The following is a 17,170-nucleotide window of genomic DNA, read 5'->3' as shown; positions in this document are numbered from 1 at the left end:
CGCTGCAATCAATTCTTGATATATTAAGTACGCAGTATGATTAGTAGCTGGCGTTTTTGGGATCGAAGTTGGTCCAGCCGTTCATCCATGCATCGTTCACGTCGAGCGCACCTACGTAGGTTACTTTGGTAAAATATGCGTCGGTGGATTTACCTGCGGTAAAGGCAGCTTTACCCAGCAGCGGAGAACCTGCAACGGGGCGCACGTCGATACCGGCCAGCGAGGTCAGGTCTTTTATTTTCGCGAATTTGAAATCGTCTACGTTGTTGTAGGTGGTATCGTTACCGCGGTTGTTCATGAACCAGGTATTGATGTTCAGCGTAGAAGCGGTCAGCTTGCTGTCCAGTTTCTTTTTGGAAGCGACGCCTACGAAAGTATTGCGGATGTCCAGTTCTGCTGCGGTAGCGTCGGCTGATTTGTCACCATCGATATAGATACCGGTGGGGAAACCAACTACAACGGAGTTGTAGAGCGACTGGCGGGAATTCAGCCTGATGTGCGCGCCACGGCCGAATACGTTGTTGGAAGGAATACCGGTGCCGCCGTTGATCGCCCAGGGGCCAACGATGGTCATGTTTGAAAACACAGGCGCAGTGAAAGGTACGTTATCGGAACCAGCTGCGTCGTTATCCGATTCGAAGCTGTTGGAAGTACCGGGCAGCGCGAAGTCGGAAACGTCTTTATCGCGGATGGCCACACCGAACTGTACGCGGCCGGTAAAACCGTTGTCTGTATCAAAGTCGTCGTCCAGTGTACGGAAAGAAATAAGGTTCTTCGCGTTCACGGTACCGCCGAACCACTCGAAAGCGTCGTCGCCGCCGAAAGAGCACTGTACGTATTCGATCTTGGTCTGTTTACCTACGGCGATCATAGTGAGGCTGTTCAACTCGGTGTTCGGCGTGGCGGATAATGCCATACCTGCAAACTCGATACGAACATATTTGAAAACACCGGAGTTATCGTTGTCGTCGTCACCACCACCTACGATATCATCACCGAGGTCCTGGATCTCAGAGGTAAGGAAACCTTCCACCTGTTTTCTGCCGGGAGTACCGCCGAAGGTAGAGTTCACTTTCGCTTTACCGAGGATTACAACACCACCCCAGTCTGCCGCAGCCCTTGTGCCTGCAGCCTGGTTGGAGGTGAATACGATGGGCTTGCTGGCAGTGCCTTCAGCCATGATTTTACCGCCTCTGGCCACGATGAGCACCGCTTTCACGGTACCGCTCTTGATACCTTTGATCACTACACCGGGCTCGATGGTCAGCGTAACACCATTTTTTACAACGGCAGGGCCGTTGATATAATAAATTTTGCCGGCTTTCAGCGTTCTGTTGGCAGAGATAGCGCCCTTCAACGTGTCAGACTCCGTGTTGCCACCGGGATTCGGTGCCGGGTTATTGTTTTTGGAACAGGCGGAAATGATAATCGTTGCTAAAACAAATAAAGCGAACAAGCTTCTTTTCATAATTTATTTTTTGGATGCTCAAAATTCAGGTTACTGTATTATGCGATTGTGAACACTATCTTAATTATTCATTAATTCTTCTAGAAACGGTAGCTGAACTGCACGCCAACGTTGGTCCCGAAGTTGAATTTGTTGATCACGAGATCTTTGGACGTATCGTACTTTTTGTTGTCGTTCCGCTCCCAGTAGAACACGCTGCTCTTCGAGAGCATGTCGGACACGGTGAACTTCAGGTCCGCATTGGAAAACAGGCGCTGTGTGATCTGGAAGTCGAGGATCGGACGGGGGTTTTCCCAAACGTCCGGGAAGTCGGAGTTACCCACCTGGGCAATCCTTTTGCCGATCACGTTAAACAGTACGGAAGCGTTGGTACCTGATTTCTGATCGTCGAACTGCAGGCCGGCATTGATCACGTAAGGCGACTGGCCCTGCATGGGCCTGTTGCGCACCCCAGCAAATCCTTTCGGGAATTTCACTTCGTTTTTGATCACCGCTACGTTGGAGAAAGCGGTCAGCTTTTCGAGGAAACCCTCTTCAATAAACCCGAGGTTTTTCCTGAACTCCAGTTCCACACCAAGGCTGGTAGCGCTTTTGGCGTTCTGGTAAGAGAACGAAGGCGTGCCCTGTGCTTCGTAGTTGGTTTCGATCGGGTTCTCGAAATATTTGAAGAACGCACCGAAGGTCAGCACCTCGCCCGGGTTGGGATAAAGCTCATACCGCGCGTCTACGTTCGTGATTTTCGTACGGGTGAGGGTATTGTTACCGAACACGATACCGTTTCTTTCGAAGTCGTAGAAGTTAAAGGGAGAAATTTCCCTGAACTCCGGACGGGCAACGGTTTGTGAAGCGGAGAACCGGATATTGGTTTTGTTGTTGACCAGGTAGGTCAGGTTCAGCGACGGCAATACGTCGGTAGAAGTATTTTCGATCGCGTTGGTGTTGAGCGACTGCAGGTTCTGCAGGAAGTATTCCACGCGCACACCCCACACGAGGCGCCATTTTTCCCCGAACTGGTTGTCGAACTGGAGGAAGCCTGCGCCGAGGTTGGAGAACGCTTTATAGCTGTCTGAGTTACCGGTGAGGTCGTCGAGATAAAATTTCTCCGCGCCGTAGTTTTCCTTGGCGAAGATCTTATCGGGGCTCAGGTAGATCAGGTCTTCGCTCTGGCTGCCGCGGATGATGGCCAGCGCTCTTGCATGGAAATTACGGTCTTTACGCTGGAACAGGCCACCTACCTTCACCTGCTGCTGGTTACCCAGCCATTTGAAGGTTTTGGCGATATCGGCGGAACCGCCGTAGATGTTCTCATCGAGGTTGGAATAGAAACGGCCGGCATTTCTCGGGGCACCGGTGTTGTGCGGCACGTTCACGAAATACTCGCCACCGTTTACGGAGGTATATTTCAGCCTGCGCAGGTCGGGCATGTCCTGTTTCATCAGCGCGTAGTTGGCGTTCCAGCGGATGCGGTAGTTGCCGTTGCGGATGAAGTGGTCGCCCACCAGTTGGGTGTTGTACAGGCGGTTAGACACGAAGCTCAGTTCCTGGCTGCGGATGCCGTAGCGGATGTCGCCATCGATGTCCTCTCCGTTACGGATGGTCGTCTGGTCGTTACTGTTGATGCTGTAGGAGTTCTTCCAGTTGAATTTGCTGTTGCCTAAGCGGTAAGTCAGGTTGGCGATACCGCCCAGCAATACGTTCTGGCTGCTCAGCAGGTCGCTGTAGTTAAAGCGGGGACTGCCGTCGAGCTCATAATAATTGCGGTTGATGTTCACGAGCCTGTTCTGTTTATTATAGCTCAGGCCGAACACACCGCCGAATCCTTTGGATGCGCTTTGTTTGCTGCTGAAACCGCCGCTCACCTGGAAATTGGTATTGAGGGGAGCGCTGTTGGTGTTGGTGCTCCACACATCACTCAGCAGCTGGCCGTATTCCGCTCTTGCAGCCGCGGTAGAAGAACGCAGGTCGCCGGTGGAAGGGAAAACGGACGACAGTTTGCGGCCGTCGTCAATGCCGAGGAAGTCGAGCTTGCCGCCGTTATAGGTATGGAAGTCTTTCCCGATGGTGCGGGTGTTGAAGCCGCTACCCACTGTCATGTGCAGGAAGTTGTTGTCCGGTACGTCTTTGGTGTTGATCTGCACCAGGCCGCCGGCGAACTCGCCGGGCATTTCCGGGGTGGCCGCTTTGTTAATAATGATATTATCGATAATGGATGAAGGGAAAATGTCGAATGCGAAAGACTTCCTGTCCGGCTCTGTGCTGGGCAGCAGGGCGCCGTTGATGGTAGCCTGGTTATAGCGGTCGGCCAGACCCCTTACTACTAGGAACTTACCGTCCTGCATGGAGGCGCCGGAAACACGTTTCAGCACTTCACTGGTGTTGCGGTCCGGGGATTTTTTGATCGACTCGGCCGATACCACCTGGGCCACCGTGTTGGTATTTTTCTGGAAGGTCAGCAGCGCGTTCAGGGTTTCTGTGCGGGCAGAACCTTTCACCACAAATTCTTTCAGGTCCTGGGATTTGGGCTCGTCCAGCACCACATCCTGTGTAGCGGCCGGTCCGCCTTTTACCACTACGTCGGCGATGGACTTGGTCTGGTAGCCCATCAGTTTATATAATAAGGTATAAGTGCCGGGCTGAACGTTCAGCGTATAGCGTCCTTCCACGTCGGTTACCGCACCCAGGGATGTTCCCTGCACGAGCACGGTTACCCCGATGAGCGCTTCTCCCGATCTTTTATCGGTCACCTTGCCGGTAATTTTTCCGCCGGATTGGGCAAAACCAGTCAGGCCAATCAATACTAAAGCAAATAAAAGTGTAATGGTACGTTTCACGATCTGTTTCTATTTATGCCGCAAAACTACCGTGGCCCTATTACCGCATTGTTAAGCCAATATTACCAGAATGTTAATTGTTAAGAAATCATTAAAGAATCGTTAACACCGCAGGGGCGCTAAAGGGAGCAACTCTTGAGGGCAAAACGGGTAGCAGCAAGGATTTGAGCGAACCGCTCTGATTGCCGGCCTGGATGGCGGCAGCAAGGAGATATCGGTTTTCATCGGGTGTCTTCGCCGGATATGGATGGTTATTCATCTTCCTGTTTACCTCACACCGCCCTGTTCTGCTGGCTGTTCCCTTTTCCCTGGCGGGCCAGGAGCTCCAGTGAAATGTCCAGTTGCCGGGCGTCCGCATCGTTGCTGCAAGGCGTGATCTGGAACAGGCGGAGACTTTTGTTGGTGAACGGCTTCGAGTCTTTGTTGCACAGCTCCAGCGAAAAATTGAACTTTTCTTCCAGCTCCTCTTCAAATTCGCGGAGGCTGAGGGTTTCGTCGATAGGATGTTCTATCATCACATTTTCTTCCAGTCCCGCGTCGCGCAGGGTGTTGAATGCCCCTGCGAGGGAGTGGTGTATATAGACCGTAGCATTACAATGTAGCAACCGTTGAATCTGCATCTGTAATAAGGAAATGGTCATTAAAGGGTGTAGCTTGAGCGTCTTCATCTAAATTCATGCTGGTTTACCAAACTTACGATCAGGGCGTTAATTAAATATTAATGGTAGATTATCTAATTATGAAGAGATGGGTTAAAAATTGATGACTTTACTGGCAACGGCCCATTCCGCCACGTTCAGTTGCTCGTCTTCCTCCTCCGTCACGGCCTCCTTTTTGCCCGCCGCGTGCTGGTACAACTGCCAGCTGCCATGGCTGTATTCGAGCGCGGTGAGGCTTTCCACCCAGTCGCCGGAATTGAGATAGGTCACCATTTTACCGTTGAATTCCATGTTTTTGATAATCGGCTGGTGGATATGACCGCAGCATACCACATCAAACTCTTTGTCTACCGCAATTTCCACCACGGTCTGCTCAAAATCGGAGATGAATTTCACGGCCTGCTTCACGCTTTCCTTCACCTTTTTGGAAAACGACATTTTTTCCCGGCCCATTTTTTCGAGCATGTGGTTCACGAGGCGGTTGAGGATGATGAGGATGTCGTACCCCTTCCCACCGAGTTTTGCCAGCCATTTAGAGTTTTTCATGGTAATATCGTACACGTCCCCGTGAAAAAACCAGTGCCTTTTGCCGTCCACTTCCAGGATGAGCTTGTTGTCGATCACAAAATTGCTGAGCCCGAAGCCGGCGTATTTACGCAGGGCTTCGTCGTGGTTGCCTGTGAGGTAATAGACCTCCGTGCCTTTCCCGATCATTTTGAGGATGCGGCGGATAACCTTGGTATGGGACTTCGGGAAATACCGTTTGCTGAACTGCCAGATGTCGATGATATCCCCGTTGAGGATCAGCACCCTGGGGTCTACCGAGTCGAGGTAATTGGCCAGTTCTTTCGCATGGCAGCCGTAAATGCCGAGGTGTACATCGGATATGACAAGTATGTCTAGTGGTCGTTTACCGCTCATTATTTTGTTGCATTAAGCCCGGCCCGTACTGTTGACAGAACTTTTTCAAATACAATTTGTTACTTATATGATTTTCATTATTTCACGGTACGGGAGGCAACACAAAGGAAAAATTGCTATATTACTTTTATATTAATCCAGTGTTACCAAATTATTAATTCTTGCTTTTTGTTGGCTCCTATACCTTCTGAAAACTAATTTTGCGGCAAATTTTCATCTAATACAAACTTATATGGGAGGCTTTAATTCGATTGTCAAACTGTTCATGCCTAAAGACCGGGTGTTTTATTCACTTTTCGAGGATGTTGCGGCAAACCTGGTAGAGATGGGGAAAGTGCTGACGGAGCTGGTGGAAACAAACGATCCCCAGGTCCGCAAGGATAAAGTGCACCTGATCGAGCGGCTCGAGCACAAGAACGATGACTATACCCATCGTATTTTCGTTGAATTGGGCCAGAACTTCATTACCCCTTTTGACCGGGAAGACATTCACTACCTGGCAGCCACGCTGGATGACGTGGCTGACTACATCCACGGTTCCGCCAAACGTATCGACATTTATAAAGTAACGACCATGACCGACAGCGTGCGCAAACTGGCCGACCTGATTTACCAGGGTACGGTGGAGCTGTCACGGGCCATTCCCGAGCTGCGCAACATGGCCAACATGCGGGTGATCACCGATGCCTGCGTGAAGATCAACAGCCTGGAAAACCATGCCGACGATATCTATGACCGTGCCATTGCCGACCTTTTCGAGCAGGAGAGCAATGCCGTGGAGCTGATAAAAATGCGTGAAATCTATCAGGCGCTGGAAATTGCCACAGACAAATGTGAAGATTCCGCCAATGTGATAGAAACCATTATTATCAAATACGCATAGTAGAAGCGAAATAACATCCTGTCATGGTCTTTCTTGTAATTATCATCATACTGGCTTTCATTTTTGATTATATCAACGGTTTCCACGACGCGGCCAACTCCATTGCCACGATCGTGTCCACCAAGGTACTGACGCCTTTCCAGGCCGTGCTCTGGGCGGCGTTGTTCAACTTTGCGGCCTTCTTTGTTTCCAAATACATTTACGGGGAGTTTAAAGTGGGCAATACGATTGCCAAATCCGTATTTGAGCAGTTCATCACCCTGAAAGTGATTTTCTCCGGCCTGATTGCCGCCATCGCCTGGAACCTGCTGACCTGGTGGTACGGCATCCCCTCCAGCTCCTCGCACACACTGATCGGGGGCTTCATCGGCGCCGCGGTGGCCAATGCCGGCGGTTCTTTCGACGTGATCAACTACGCCAAGGTGCTGCCTACCGTGTATTTCATCGTACTGGCGCCCTTTATCGGCATGGTGGTGGCTTTCCTCATTACCGTACTGATCGTGAACATCTGTAAAAAAGCCAATCCTTACCGGGCCGACAACTGGTTCAAACGCCTGCAACTCGTATCGTCTGCCGCATTCAGCCTTGGCCACGGCGGTAACGATGCCCAGAAGGTGATGGGTATCATTGCAGCGGCCATGGTGGCCCACGGCGGCATCGAGGGCGTTACCACCATCAAGGACGTGCCGGACTGGGTGCCGTTCGCCTGTTTCACCGCCATCGGCCTGGGTACGCTCAGTGGCGGCTGGAAAATCGTTAAAACGATGGGCACCCGTATCACCAAAGTAACCCCGCTGGAAGGTGTGAGCGCCGAAACAGCCGGCGCCCTCACGCTGTACCTGACGGAGAGCTTCGGTATCCCGGTGAGCACCACCCATACGATCACCGGCTCCATCATCGGGGTGGGCGCTACCAAAAGGCTGTCGGCCGTTCGGTGGGGCGTTACCGTCAACCTGCTCTGGGCCTGGATACTGACCATCCCCATCAGTGCACTGCTGGCGGCCGGGGTGTTCTTTGTCGTGAACCTTTTTGTGAAATAAGATATTCCTGACTATACTGCAGGGCGGCTCCGGTTCGGGGCCGCTTTTTTATTCCCGGTAACCTCACCAACACGATTGAATCAGTTAGCCATCCTTCTGCGATCCTTGTGCAGTCCTCCTGTGTTTGTCCTGTGATCCTCCTGTCATTCTCCTGTGCCGTTCAATACCCTGGCGGGTTTGAAGGTGTTTCACAGGAGGATGACAGGAGGATCACAGAAGGATGGCAGGTTTCAGGCACACCACCCAATCTATCTATTTGATTAACAATAATTTACAACGCACTCTTTTCAGCTTGCGCCGGCCGGCCTGGCGCAAGCGGGCGGGAATCGGGTATCCGGTCGTTCAGGCCAGGCGAGCCTATTGACGATCCGGCAAACACATGTGCATTTTGAAAATATGATGCAAATCATGCCCTCATATATTTTTTTATTTTTTAAATCAAATATCTAGGGCAAATAGGAAAGACCTCCTATTTTTGTGCCTCCAAACTTAATCGTTGTCCATGAAAGGAATTATCCTTGCAGGCGGGTCCGGCACCAGGCTGCACCCCATCACATATGCCATCAGTAAGCAGATCATGCCGGTTTATGATAAACCGATGATTTATTACCCGCTTTCCACGCTCATGCTCGCTGGCATCAGGGAAATCCTGATTATCAGCACGCCCCACGATTTACCCGCATTTAAACGGCTTTTTGGCGATGGCAGCCAGTTTGGGCTGAATCTTTCCTACGCCGAGCAGGCAGTCCCCAACGGCCTGGCCCAGGCATTTGTGATCGGGAAGGAATTTATCGGGAAGGATAACGTGGCCCTGGTGTTGGGCGATAATATCTTTTACGGCGCCGGCCTTGGCACCCAGCTGGCCGATAACGCCAACCCGGAAGGAGGCATCGTATACGCCTACCAGGTATCCGACCCGGAACGTTACGGCGTGGTGGAGTTCGACGAAAAGATGCATGCAGTATCCATCGAAGAAAAGCCGGCCAGGCCCAAATCGAGCTACGCCGTGCCCGGTCTTTACTTTTACGATAACGAAGTGGTGAATATTGCAGAAAACCTGCAGCCCAGCCCCCGCGGGGAATATGAAATCACCGACGTGAACAGGGAATACCTGAAAAGAGGCCGGCTGAAAGTGTCGATTTTACCACGCGGTACTGCCTGGCTCGATACGGGTACGTTCGACTCCCTGATGCAGGCTTCCCAGTTTGTACAGGTGATCGAACAACGGCAGGGGATAAAAATCGCCTGCATCGAAGAAATCGCTTTCCGGAAGGGTTTTATCGACCGGGAACAGCTGGAAAAACTCGCCGCACCGCTCGTAAAAAGCGGGTATGGCGCGTACCTGACGAATCTGATTAAATAAACTACCAAATACTTAACTACTCAGTATGCAAAAAGTTCTTGTAACAGGCGGTTGCGGATATATAGGGGCCCATACGATCGTGGACCTGATCAACAATGGTTTTGACGTGGTGAATGTGGACAATAACATGCGCAGCACCACCAAACTCCTCGATGGGGTGGAACAGATCACCGGCAAAAAAGTGCGTAATTACAAGGTAGATCTTTGCAACCTGGAAGATACACACGCCGTGTTTCATGAAAACCGCGATATCGTGGGCGTTATCCACTTTGCGGCACTGAAAAGCGTGGGCGAATCGGTGAATGAGCCCCTGTTGTATTTTCAGAACAACATCACCTCGCTCGTGAATGTACTGAAATGTGTAAAAGAGTTCAACATTCCCAATTTTGTGTTTTCTTCCTCCTGCTCCGTGTACGGCAACTCCGCCGCCCTCCCCGTGGTAGAGGAAACGCCGCTGGGTGAGGCGCAGTCGCCTTATGCCCGCACCAAACAGATGGGCGAACAGATTATCGAGGATTTCAGCCGTGTAAACCCTACACAGTCCATTCTGCTCCGTTATTTTAATCCGGTAGGCGCGCATCCCTCCGCCCTCATCGGTGAGCTTCCCCTCGGCAAGCCGGATAACCTGGTGCCCGTGATTACGCAGGTGGCCATCGGCAAACTCCCTAAACTGACCGTGTTCGGCACCCATTACGATACGCGCGATGGTTCTTGCATCCGTGATTACATCCATGTAACGGATATCGCCAATGCACACACCAAAGCGTTGCAATACCTGCTGGAAAAACGCAACGGCACCAACTGCGAAGTGTTCAACCTGGGCACCGGTATGGGCGTAACCGTACTGGAAGCCATCAACGCCTTCGAAAAAATCTCCGGGATGAAGCTCAACTACGAGCTGGGTGAGCCCCGCCCCGGCGACGTGATCGCCATTTATGCCAACAATACCAAAGCCCGCGAAAAACTCGGATGGGAACCGAAATCAGGCATCGAAGACATGATGCGCACCGCCTGGCAGTGGGAAGTAGCGCTGCGCGACCGGGTGCTCAATAATTAAAAAATCATCACTCCATTTCTATATTTTACTAGCTTTGCGGCACAAATATCAGGGACTATGGTAAAAGACATACAGATACTGAACGAAAAAGAAACCCGTGGCGGTTTCGGCGAAGGCATACTGGAAGCCGGCAGAAGAAATCCGAATGTGGTAGCCCTTACGGCCGACCTGCTCGGTTCCATGAAACTGCAGGCCTTCATCAAGGAATTTCCCGAGCGCTTTGTTCAGTGCGGCATCGCCGAAGCAAATATGATCGGCGTGGCTGCGGGTTTGACCATCGGCGGTAAAATCCCGTATACTACCACTTTTGCCAACTTCTCCACCGGCCGCGTATACGACCAGATCCGCCAGTCTGTGGCCTATTCCGGTAAAAACGTGAAAATCTGCGCTTCCCACGCGGGCCTTACCCTCGGGGAAGACGGCGCCACCCACCAGATCCTGGAAGATATCGGCATGATGAAAATGCTGCCGGGGATGACGGTGATCGTGCCCTGCGATTTTAACCAGACGAAAGCTGCCACCATCGCCATTGCAGACCACGAAGGCCCCGTATACCTGCGTTTCGGCCGTCCGAAATGGCCCAACTTCACCCCTGAAAACCAGGAATTCCAGATCGGGAAAGCCCAGGTGCTCAACGAAGGCACAGACATCACCCTGTTTGCCTGCGGCCACCTCGTATGGAAATGCGTGGAAGCCGGCCGTATCCTCGAAGAAAAGGGCTACAGCGTGGAACTGATCAACATACACACCATCAAACCGCTGGATGAAGCGGCCGTGCTGAAATCCATCACCAAAACCCGCTGCGCCGTTACCGCCGAGGAACATAACGTGCTGGGCGGCCTGGGAGACAGCATTGCACAGGTTGCGGCCCGTCACCTGCCCATCCCCATCGAATACATCGGCACCCACGATACCTTCGGCGAAAGCGGCAAGCCCACCGAGCTGCTGACCAAATACGGCCTGGATACGCCCGATATCGTAGCCGCCGCCGAAAAGGCCCTCGCCAGAAAAAAAGGTTAAAATTTATAAACGGATTAAACTTTCCGGCTTAAAAACCATCCTAGTGATGGTTTTTATTGTTTCAGGGGGTGATGTACCGCTATTCGGTCAGTTGCATAATTATTCATATATTTATCCTGTGCATCAACCATTTACGGTCACTTCAACATACTGTTTAACCGCCTATGGCTGTAACGCAAGAAGATAAAGAACTGCTGGCACTATACGGGCATCCTGATACGAAAGAAAGGGGGTTTACACAGATTGTACGGAAATACCAGGAACGATTGTACTGGCACATCCGGCGGCTGGTAATCGACCATGAGGATGCGAACGATGTACTGCAAAATGTGTTCATTAAAATGTGGAAAGGCCTGGAGGGTTTCCGGGAAGACGCACGCCTGTATACCTGGTTATACAAAATCGCCACCAACGAAAGCCTCAGTTTCCTGGAACAGCAAAAAAGGAAATCCGCCATCTCTTTATCTGACGTAGAAACCGGCCTGAGCAACAAATTACAGGCAGACAGTCATTACGACGCCAATAAGATAGAATGGAAATTACAGAAAGCGATTTTAAGCCTGCCGGAAAAACAGCGCGCCGTATTCACATTGCGGTATTATGAAGAAATGCCGTATGAGGAAATGAGCAAGGTGCTGGATACGTCGGAAGGTGCACTGAAAGCCTCTTACCACCATGCGGTGAAAAAAGTGGAAGAGTTTTTAAAAAACAACGGACATTAAACCATCCCCGCAAATGCGGGTCTTAATATCATGACGCACAAACAGAAAGATATCGTGGACGAATTGCGGGACATAGCCCCGGCATGGAGCGATCTGGGCGCGCAGCCGCACTTTGACGTGCCGGCAGGATATTTTGATGCCTTCCCCTCAAAACTGATGGAGCGCATCCGCACCATCGAAAGCAGCGATGCGGTGACGGAAGAACTGGAAACACTCTCCCCCCTGCTCGCAGGCATCTCCCGGGAAACGCCATACAGCGTGCCCGAAGGATATTTCAGCGGGCTGGCCGGCCGGCTGGCCGACGAAAAAAACCGCGCAGCCGAAGGCCGCGTGGTAAAAATGGGCCGTACTATCCGGCTCTTCAAACAATGCCTTGCCGCAGCCTGTATAGCCGGCGTGATCGCTGCGGGCGCCGTACTGGTGTCGCGCTCGGTCAACCACTCTTCCCTGGACCGTATGCTGGCTAAAATCAGCGACCAGGAAATTGAAGAATATCTCACCTACAGCACCGACGCATTTGATAATGAGAATATCTTTACAAATGTTTCGCTGGAGGAAGAACTGCCTTCGGTATTGCCGGAGGACCTGTCTGCCAAGGATATCGACAACCTGCTGGAAGACAACCTTTTACAAGACGATCCACTTAACCAATGATAATGATGATGCGAAGTAGCAAGCTGATACGGATGGTAATCATTTTATTATGCTCGGCAGTGTTCTCCGCCGGCAGCCTGCTGGCGCAGGATGCCGACCAGAACGACGCCTCCAAGCAGGATAAAATCAAGGCCCTGGAAGTTGCCTATATAGCCAGGGAACTGGACCTTACACCGGAAGAAGCACAGAAATTCTGGCCGCTGTACAACAAATACTCCAAAGAGATACACGACCTGATCCGCGAAAGGAAAAAGAAATCGCAGGAGCTGAAAGGCAAACCGCGGACGGATGATGTGGCGGACGCCACCCTCGACAAGGAACTGAATTACGAGCGGAAACTGCTTGATATCAAAACTCGCTACCGCGAGGAATTCGGTAAAGTATTGCCGGCCCGCAAAGTGGGTAACCTCTACCGTGCGGAAAGGGAATTCCGCGGCATGATGATACGCCAGCTGAAAGAACGTAAAGATAACCGGATGATGCGCGGCAAACCGCCCCGCCAGTAACCGCTATTGAAATGTAGTGGTGGGTAACTTTGTATCGTGATAGAATAAGAAGATCCAGCCTTCCGCTTTTCCCCGCTCCATATATTGCTGACGCAGCTCCATCGTACGCTTACCATCGTAATCATACTTGGCCACAAAACGGCTTTTCATCATCGATATCTGCGGCGCCTCATCTCCCCCGAAAAACACTTTATCCTCCCCGTCGTCAATTAAAAATACCTGGTGGTATGGGCAATGCCCGCCGCTGAACTCGTAGTGGATATACCCGTCTATCGTACCGCTCCCTTCCAGGAACGCCACATTGTCGCGTTTGGGCAACAGGTTCACCTCTTCGGCCAGGTACGATTTTCCGTCGTTTTCCAATGCATACTCCAGTTCTTTCCGGCTTACATAATAGGTGGCATGGGGAAAAGAAAGGCTGCGTTCCCCCGTCATGAGGTCTTCCACGCTCACGCCGCCGGCATGGTCTTTATGCAGGTGGCTCATCAGCACTTTGGTGACTTCCATGGGATTGATGCCATGGTCGATCATGTTCTGATGCAGCTGCAAAATACCGTCCGCATTGCGAAAACCAAGCCCGGTATCGAGCAGCAGGATGTCGCGGCCGGTAATCACCAGGAACGGTTGAATCTCCACCAGCAGGGAGCCCGCCGATCTGTCTTTCATGGAATCTTTCCGGTCGTCGAAGGGAATGAATCTTTTGGTGCCGTCTACGGTAAAACTGCCTTCCGATAATGGTATGATACGTGCCATCCTGCAAAAGTAGGGCTTATCTCAATACCATTTGCCTGTCTGCATCGAGGCGAAGCATAATGAAGATGAGCATCGTGAACGTCATCAGCGACGATCCGCCGTAACTCACCAGCGGCAAGGGGATACCGATCACCGGCGCCAGGCCGATGGTCATGGAGATATTGATGAAGAGATGAAAAAATATGATACTGGCTACCCCGTAGGCATACACGCGGCTGAAGGTCGACCGTTGCCTTTCGGCGATGAATATTATCCGGAAAAGCAGCGCCACATATAGCCCGATGAAGATGATGCTGCCCACGAAACCGAAGTCTTCCCCAATGGTACAGAAAATGAAGTCGGTGCTTTGCTCGGGCACGAAGTCGAAGCGCGTTTGCGTGCCTTTGAGATACCCCTTCCCCCAGAGGCCACCGGAACCGATGGCGATCATGCTCTGGCGGGTATTATAGGTCGCCTTGGGATCGTTCTCTTTCCCCAGCATTACCTCGATACGGCGCACCTGGTAGTCTTTCAGCACTTTCGTAAAGGCAAAGGGCACCACAAACACCACGAACGCAGAGCAGAAGGCCCAGATGGACAGGATGAGCACCAGCCTGGAGCGCTTGCGCCGTATTTCGCGGCGGCTGAAATAGATCACCAGGGCGGCCACGCCGGTGAAGATGTAGAAGAGGATGTATTTGTCTACCAGCAACGCCGACAGCACGAGGATGATACCCGAAAAAGCGATCACGAGAATGATGCCCGGCAGGCCTTCGCGGAACATCACGAGAAAGAAGGCGAAGTACACCAGCGCGAGCCCCGTTTCATCCTGCAGGATGATGATGGCGCAGGGCGCCAGCACCATGGCTGCGGCAATGAGTCGCGACCGCATTTTGGTGAAATCCGTTTCCATCGAAGAAAGATATTTCGCCAGAGCGAGGTTGGTGCACAGTTTCGTGAACTCGGCCGGCTGGAAGCGGAAACCGCCCAGTTCGAGCCAGGAATTGGAGCCTTTAACGCCCGTACCGATGGCCAGTACGATCAGCAGCAGCAGGATACCGAAAGCATAAAAGAGATTGGCCGTGGCCGTAAAAAACTTGCTGTCGGTGAGCCAGATGCCCGTGGCCAGCACAACAGACACACCGAACCACAACACCTGCCGCGCCCAGTTTTTGTTCTGTTGCAGGAGGTTTTGCAGCACATGGTCGCCCTCGCGGTACTCCGCCGCAAAAATGGCCAGGAAGCCGATGAATACCAACGCCAGGTAGAGCCCGAAAATGGGCCAGTCGATGCCTGCTGTGAGTTTCGCTTGTGGGCGGTTCATGTGTATGTTTAGTTAGCGATGATCTTTCTCAATAAATCGTCCCCCTGCGCGGCAGTGTAATTCACCCGGTTGAGCGAATCCAGCTTGGATTTTGCGCGCATTTCGTTGGACATGGTAACGGTTTCCATCATCTTCTGCAGGATGGGCCTCCGTTTGGCGGAAATCGTATCCGTCAGGTATTTTTCCATGAGGATGCTGGCGATGGGCACGGCGTAGGTGCTGCCGAAACCGGCATTCTCCACGATAACGGCGATGGCGATCTTCGGATTGTCGCGCGGGGCGAAGCCCACGAACAGCGAGTGATCTTTCAGCTTTTCGATCTTGCCGTTGATGCGCGCCTTGTTTTCCGCCGTACCGGTTTTACCGCACACCGCAACGCCCTCGATCTGCGCGCCGCGGGCGGTACCTTTCGTTACCACGTCTTCCATACCCAATACCACGGAGTTGAATGCTTCGTCCGAAATATGGGCCACGGAGTGTTTCTCTTTATATTTTTTCAGGAGGTCTGAATTGTCGTTGTCGATGCTCTGCACGAAGTGCGGCAGGTAATAGTGGCCGCGGTTGGCGATGATGGCCATGGCGTTGGCCAGCTGCAGGGGCGTAACGCCGAGCAGGCCCTGGCCCATGCCTACGTACACTTCGGAACAGGAGTTCCAGAGGCCGCGGTAGCGGTAGTTCATCCTGGCGGTATCCGGCACTATACCGCGCACCTCGCTGGGAATGTCAACGCCCAGGCGTTCGCCGAAGCCCATCGCATTGAGGTATTCCACCCATTTGGCCTGGCCTTTCATGGTGCCGCCCCATTTGTTGTTGTCGACGGACAGGCGGTAGAGGTGCATGAAGTAGGCGTTGCAGGAGTTGGCCATGGCCGTGCGCATATTGGCCGCGTGGCCCGGGTTGCTGTGCGTGCATTTAATGAAACGACCGCACTGTGCGTACCCGCCGTGGCAGGGATAACCGAAGGCCGGGGTGATCACCCCTTCGTCGAGCGCAATAAGGCCGGTAATGGGTTTGAAGGTGGAACCGGGCGGATACATCGCCTGGATGGCCCGGTTGTACAGCGGGCTGGTGGTATCCTGGTAAAGTTTATTGAAGTTCTGCGCACGGTAGGAGCCTGCCAGTAGGTTCGGGTCGAACGTGGGGCCGCTCACCATGGCGAGAATGCCGCCGGTAGCCGGGTCGATGGCCACGATGCTGCCTACCTTGCCCTGCATCATTCTTTCTCCCAGCACCTGCAGTTCGATATCGAGCGAGAGGCGCAGGTTTTTACCCGCAATCGCCACCGTGTCGAACTCCCCGTTTTCCAGCGAGCCCTGCGGGCGGTTGAGGTTATCTTTCACGAGATACTGGATGCCGCGTTGGCCCATCAGGATGTTCTCATATGTTCTTTCCAGCCCCGTCATGCCAATGTAGTCGCCCTGCTGGTACGCGCTGTAGCGCCCGAGGCTGTCGGCCAGCATCGCGGGGGAGATTTCACTGATATAACCGAGGAAACTGGCGCCCACGCCATAGGTGTAAGAACGTACGGGCCGCAGCACCAGTTCGAAGCCGGGCTGGAACATGTACATGCTTTCCTGCAGTTTGCCGTATACGTCCGGCGGCAACAGGCTGGCGAAAACAGACTGCCGTACGCGGCCCTCCTTGATAATGGCTTTGGTGATGCGTTTGCGGAATTCCTCCATGTCTATCCGGAGAATCTCACAGAGGTAAGCCGTGTCTATTTTTTTAACGTTGGCGGGCGTCACCATCAGGTCGTACAGCGCTTCGTTCCGCAGGATGGCGCGGCCGTTACGGTCATAGATGATGCCGCGGCTGGGGTAAATCACTTTGCGCAGGTGCGCGTTGGCATCGGCCAGTTTGGAATATTTTGTTTCCACCACCTGCAAAAAGAACAGCCTCACCACGATGAGCGACACCATGCCGAGGACGATCAGTTGGATAACTCGTTTTCTGGGCTGATTATAAACAGACATGCAGGTATGTAAATTAA

General features: G+C 52.5%; 15 protein-coding genes. 8 read left to right on the top strand and 7 right to left on the bottom strand.

The features are described 5' to 3' along the window. Nucleotides 1-40: 40 nt before the first annotated feature. The 4 genes from EGT74_RS10985 to EGT74_RS10970 form a co-directional block, all read right to left on the bottom strand. Complete coding sequence (locus EGT74_RS10985) at nucleotides 41-1,468, bottom strand: hypothetical protein (RefSeq protein WP_123846547.1); 1,428 nt, start codon at nucleotides 1,466-1,468, stop codon at nucleotides 41-43. Between the two features lie 80 nt (nucleotides 1,469-1,548). After that, nucleotides 1,549-4,299 carry a TonB-dependent receptor gene (locus EGT74_RS10980; RefSeq protein WP_123846546.1) on the bottom strand — a complete coding sequence of 917 codons (2,751 nt, stop codon included), beginning with the start codon at nucleotides 4,297-4,299 and terminating at the stop codon, nucleotides 1,549-1,551. Between the two features lie 272 nt (nucleotides 4,300-4,571). Beyond that, the gene (locus EGT74_RS10975; protein ID WP_123846545.1) at nucleotides 4,572-4,940 is read right to left on the bottom strand and encodes a hypothetical protein; all 369 of its coding nucleotides are present in this window, start codon (nucleotides 4,938-4,940) and stop codon (nucleotides 4,572-4,574) included. 111 nt (nucleotides 4,941-5,051) lie between these two features. Next, nucleotides 5,052-5,879 (bottom strand): UDP-2,3-diacylglucosamine diphosphatase, encoded by an 828-nt coding sequence (locus EGT74_RS10970; protein WP_123846544.1) that lies wholly within the window; start codon nucleotides 5,877-5,879, stop codon nucleotides 5,052-5,054. A gap of 232 nt (nucleotides 5,880-6,111) precedes the next feature. On the opposite strand from EGT74_RS10970, the gene EGT74_RS10965 reads away from it, so the two are divergent. The 8 genes from EGT74_RS10965 (at nucleotide 6,112) to EGT74_RS10930 (ending at nucleotide 13,124) form a co-directional block, all read left to right on the top strand. Continuing rightward, nucleotides 6,112-6,762 (top strand): DUF47 domain-containing protein, encoded by a 651-nt coding sequence (locus EGT74_RS10965; RefSeq protein WP_123846543.1) that lies wholly within the window; start codon nucleotides 6,112-6,114, stop codon nucleotides 6,760-6,762. A 23-nt stretch (nucleotides 6,763-6,785) separates the two neighbouring features. Beyond that, nucleotides 6,786-7,802: an inorganic phosphate transporter gene (locus tag EGT74_RS10960; RefSeq protein WP_123846542.1), complete on the top strand. Its 1,017-nt coding sequence runs from the start codon at nucleotides 6,786-6,788 to the stop codon at nucleotides 7,800-7,802. A 502-nt stretch (nucleotides 7,803-8,304) separates the two neighbouring features. Continuing rightward, on the top strand, nucleotides 8,305-9,165 hold the full coding sequence (rfbA, locus tag EGT74_RS10955) for a glucose-1-phosphate thymidylyltransferase RfbA (protein ID WP_123846541.1): 861 nt from the start codon (nucleotides 8,305-8,307) through the stop codon (nucleotides 9,163-9,165). A 25-nt stretch (nucleotides 9,166-9,190) separates the two neighbouring features. Next, nucleotides 9,191-10,222, top strand: coding sequence for a UDP-glucose 4-epimerase GalE (gene galE / locus EGT74_RS10950; protein WP_123846540.1), 1,032 nt, complete (start codon nucleotides 9,191-9,193; stop codon nucleotides 10,220-10,222). 57 nt (nucleotides 10,223-10,279) lie between these two features. After that, on the top strand, nucleotides 10,280-11,242 hold the full coding sequence (locus EGT74_RS10945; protein WP_123846539.1) for a transketolase family protein: 963 nt from the start codon (nucleotides 10,280-10,282) through the stop codon (nucleotides 11,240-11,242). A 164-nt stretch (nucleotides 11,243-11,406) separates the two neighbouring features. Beyond that, nucleotides 11,407-11,964, top strand: coding sequence for an RNA polymerase sigma factor (locus EGT74_RS10940; protein ID WP_123846538.1), 558 nt, complete (start codon nucleotides 11,407-11,409; stop codon nucleotides 11,962-11,964). Between the two features lie 30 nt (nucleotides 11,965-11,994). Then, nucleotides 11,995-12,618: a hypothetical protein gene (locus tag EGT74_RS10935; RefSeq protein WP_123846537.1), complete on the top strand. Its 624-nt coding sequence runs from the start codon at nucleotides 11,995-11,997 to the stop codon at nucleotides 12,616-12,618. 2 nt (nucleotides 12,619-12,620) lie between these two features. Further along, nucleotides 12,621-13,124, top strand: coding sequence for a hypothetical protein (locus EGT74_RS10930; protein WP_123846536.1), 504 nt, complete (start codon nucleotides 12,621-12,623; stop codon nucleotides 13,122-13,124). Nucleotides 13,125-13,127: 3 nt separating this feature from the next. Here EGT74_RS10930 and EGT74_RS10925 read toward each other — a convergent pair whose 3' ends face one another. From EGT74_RS10925 to mrdA, 3 genes are read right to left on the bottom strand one after another with little or no spacing between them, the layout of a single operon-like run. After that, entirely contained in the window at nucleotides 13,128-13,877 is a 750-nt protein-coding gene (locus tag EGT74_RS10925; protein ID WP_246008180.1) for an MBL fold metallo-hydrolase, read from the bottom strand. A 16-nt stretch (nucleotides 13,878-13,893) separates the two neighbouring features. Continuing rightward, nucleotides 13,894-15,180 carry a rod shape-determining protein RodA gene (gene rodA / locus EGT74_RS10920; RefSeq protein ID WP_123846535.1) on the bottom strand — a complete coding sequence of 429 codons (1,287 nt, stop codon included), beginning with the start codon at nucleotides 15,178-15,180 and terminating at the stop codon, nucleotides 13,894-13,896. Nucleotides 15,181-15,188: 8 nt separating this feature from the next. Next, complete coding sequence (gene mrdA, locus EGT74_RS10915) at nucleotides 15,189-17,153, bottom strand: penicillin-binding protein 2 (protein ID WP_123846534.1); 1,965 nt, start codon at nucleotides 17,151-17,153, stop codon at nucleotides 15,189-15,191. Nucleotides 17,154-17,170: the final 17 nt, after the last annotated feature.

The organism is Chitinophaga lutea, from assembly GCF_003813775.1.
In the GTDB taxonomy this organism is placed as follows: Bacteria; Bacteroidota; Bacteroidia; order Chitinophagales; family Chitinophagaceae; genus Chitinophaga; species Chitinophaga lutea.
The sequence above is the reverse complement of the archived record's forward strand: the minus strand, read 5'-3'. Positions and strand labels throughout refer to the sequence as shown.

Bases quoted from the DNA above. Each gene is read 5' to 3' on its own strand.
- EGT74_RS10985 (WP_123846547.1), bottom strand. From the start codon at position 1,468: ATGAAAAGAAGCTTGTTCGCTTTATTTGTTTTAGCAACGATTATCATT.
- EGT74_RS10970 (WP_123846544.1), bottom strand. From the start codon at position 5,879: ATGAGCGGTAAACGACCACTAGACATACTTGTCATATCCGATGTACAC.
- EGT74_RS10965 (WP_123846543.1), top strand. From the start codon at position 6,112: ATGGGAGGCTTTAATTCGATTGTCAAACTGTTCATGCCTAAAGACCGG.
- galE (WP_123846540.1), top strand. From the start codon at position 9,191: ATGCAAAAAGTTCTTGTAACAGGCGGTTGCGGATATATAGGGGCCCAT.
- EGT74_RS10925 (WP_246008180.1), bottom strand. From the start codon at position 13,877: ATGGCACGTATCATACCATTATCGGAAGGCAGTTTTACCGTAGACGGC.
- rodA (WP_123846535.1), bottom strand. From the start codon at position 15,180: ATGAACCGCCCACAAGCGAAACTCACAGCAGGCATCGACTGGCCCATT.
- EGT74_RS10960 (WP_123846542.1), top strand. From the start codon at position 6,786: ATGGTCTTTCTTGTAATTATCATCATACTGGCTTTCATTTTTGATTAT.
- rfbA (WP_123846541.1), top strand. From the start codon at position 8,305: ATGAAAGGAATTATCCTTGCAGGCGGGTCCGGCACCAGGCTGCACCCC.
- EGT74_RS10930 (WP_123846536.1), top strand. From the start codon at position 12,621: ATGATGATGCGAAGTAGCAAGCTGATACGGATGGTAATCATTTTATTA.
- mrdA (WP_123846534.1), bottom strand. From the start codon at position 17,153: ATGTCTGTTTATAATCAGCCCAGAAAACGAGTTATCCAACTGATCGTC.
- EGT74_RS10935 (WP_123846537.1), top strand. From the start codon at position 11,995: ATGACGCACAAACAGAAAGATATCGTGGACGAATTGCGGGACATAGCC.
- EGT74_RS10945 (WP_123846539.1), top strand. From the start codon at position 10,280: ATGGTAAAAGACATACAGATACTGAACGAAAAAGAAACCCGTGGCGGT.
- EGT74_RS10940 (WP_123846538.1), top strand. From the start codon at position 11,407: ATGGCTGTAACGCAAGAAGATAAAGAACTGCTGGCACTATACGGGCAT.
- EGT74_RS10975 (WP_123846545.1), bottom strand. From the start codon at position 4,940: ATGACCATTTCCTTATTACAGATGCAGATTCAACGGTTGCTACATTGT.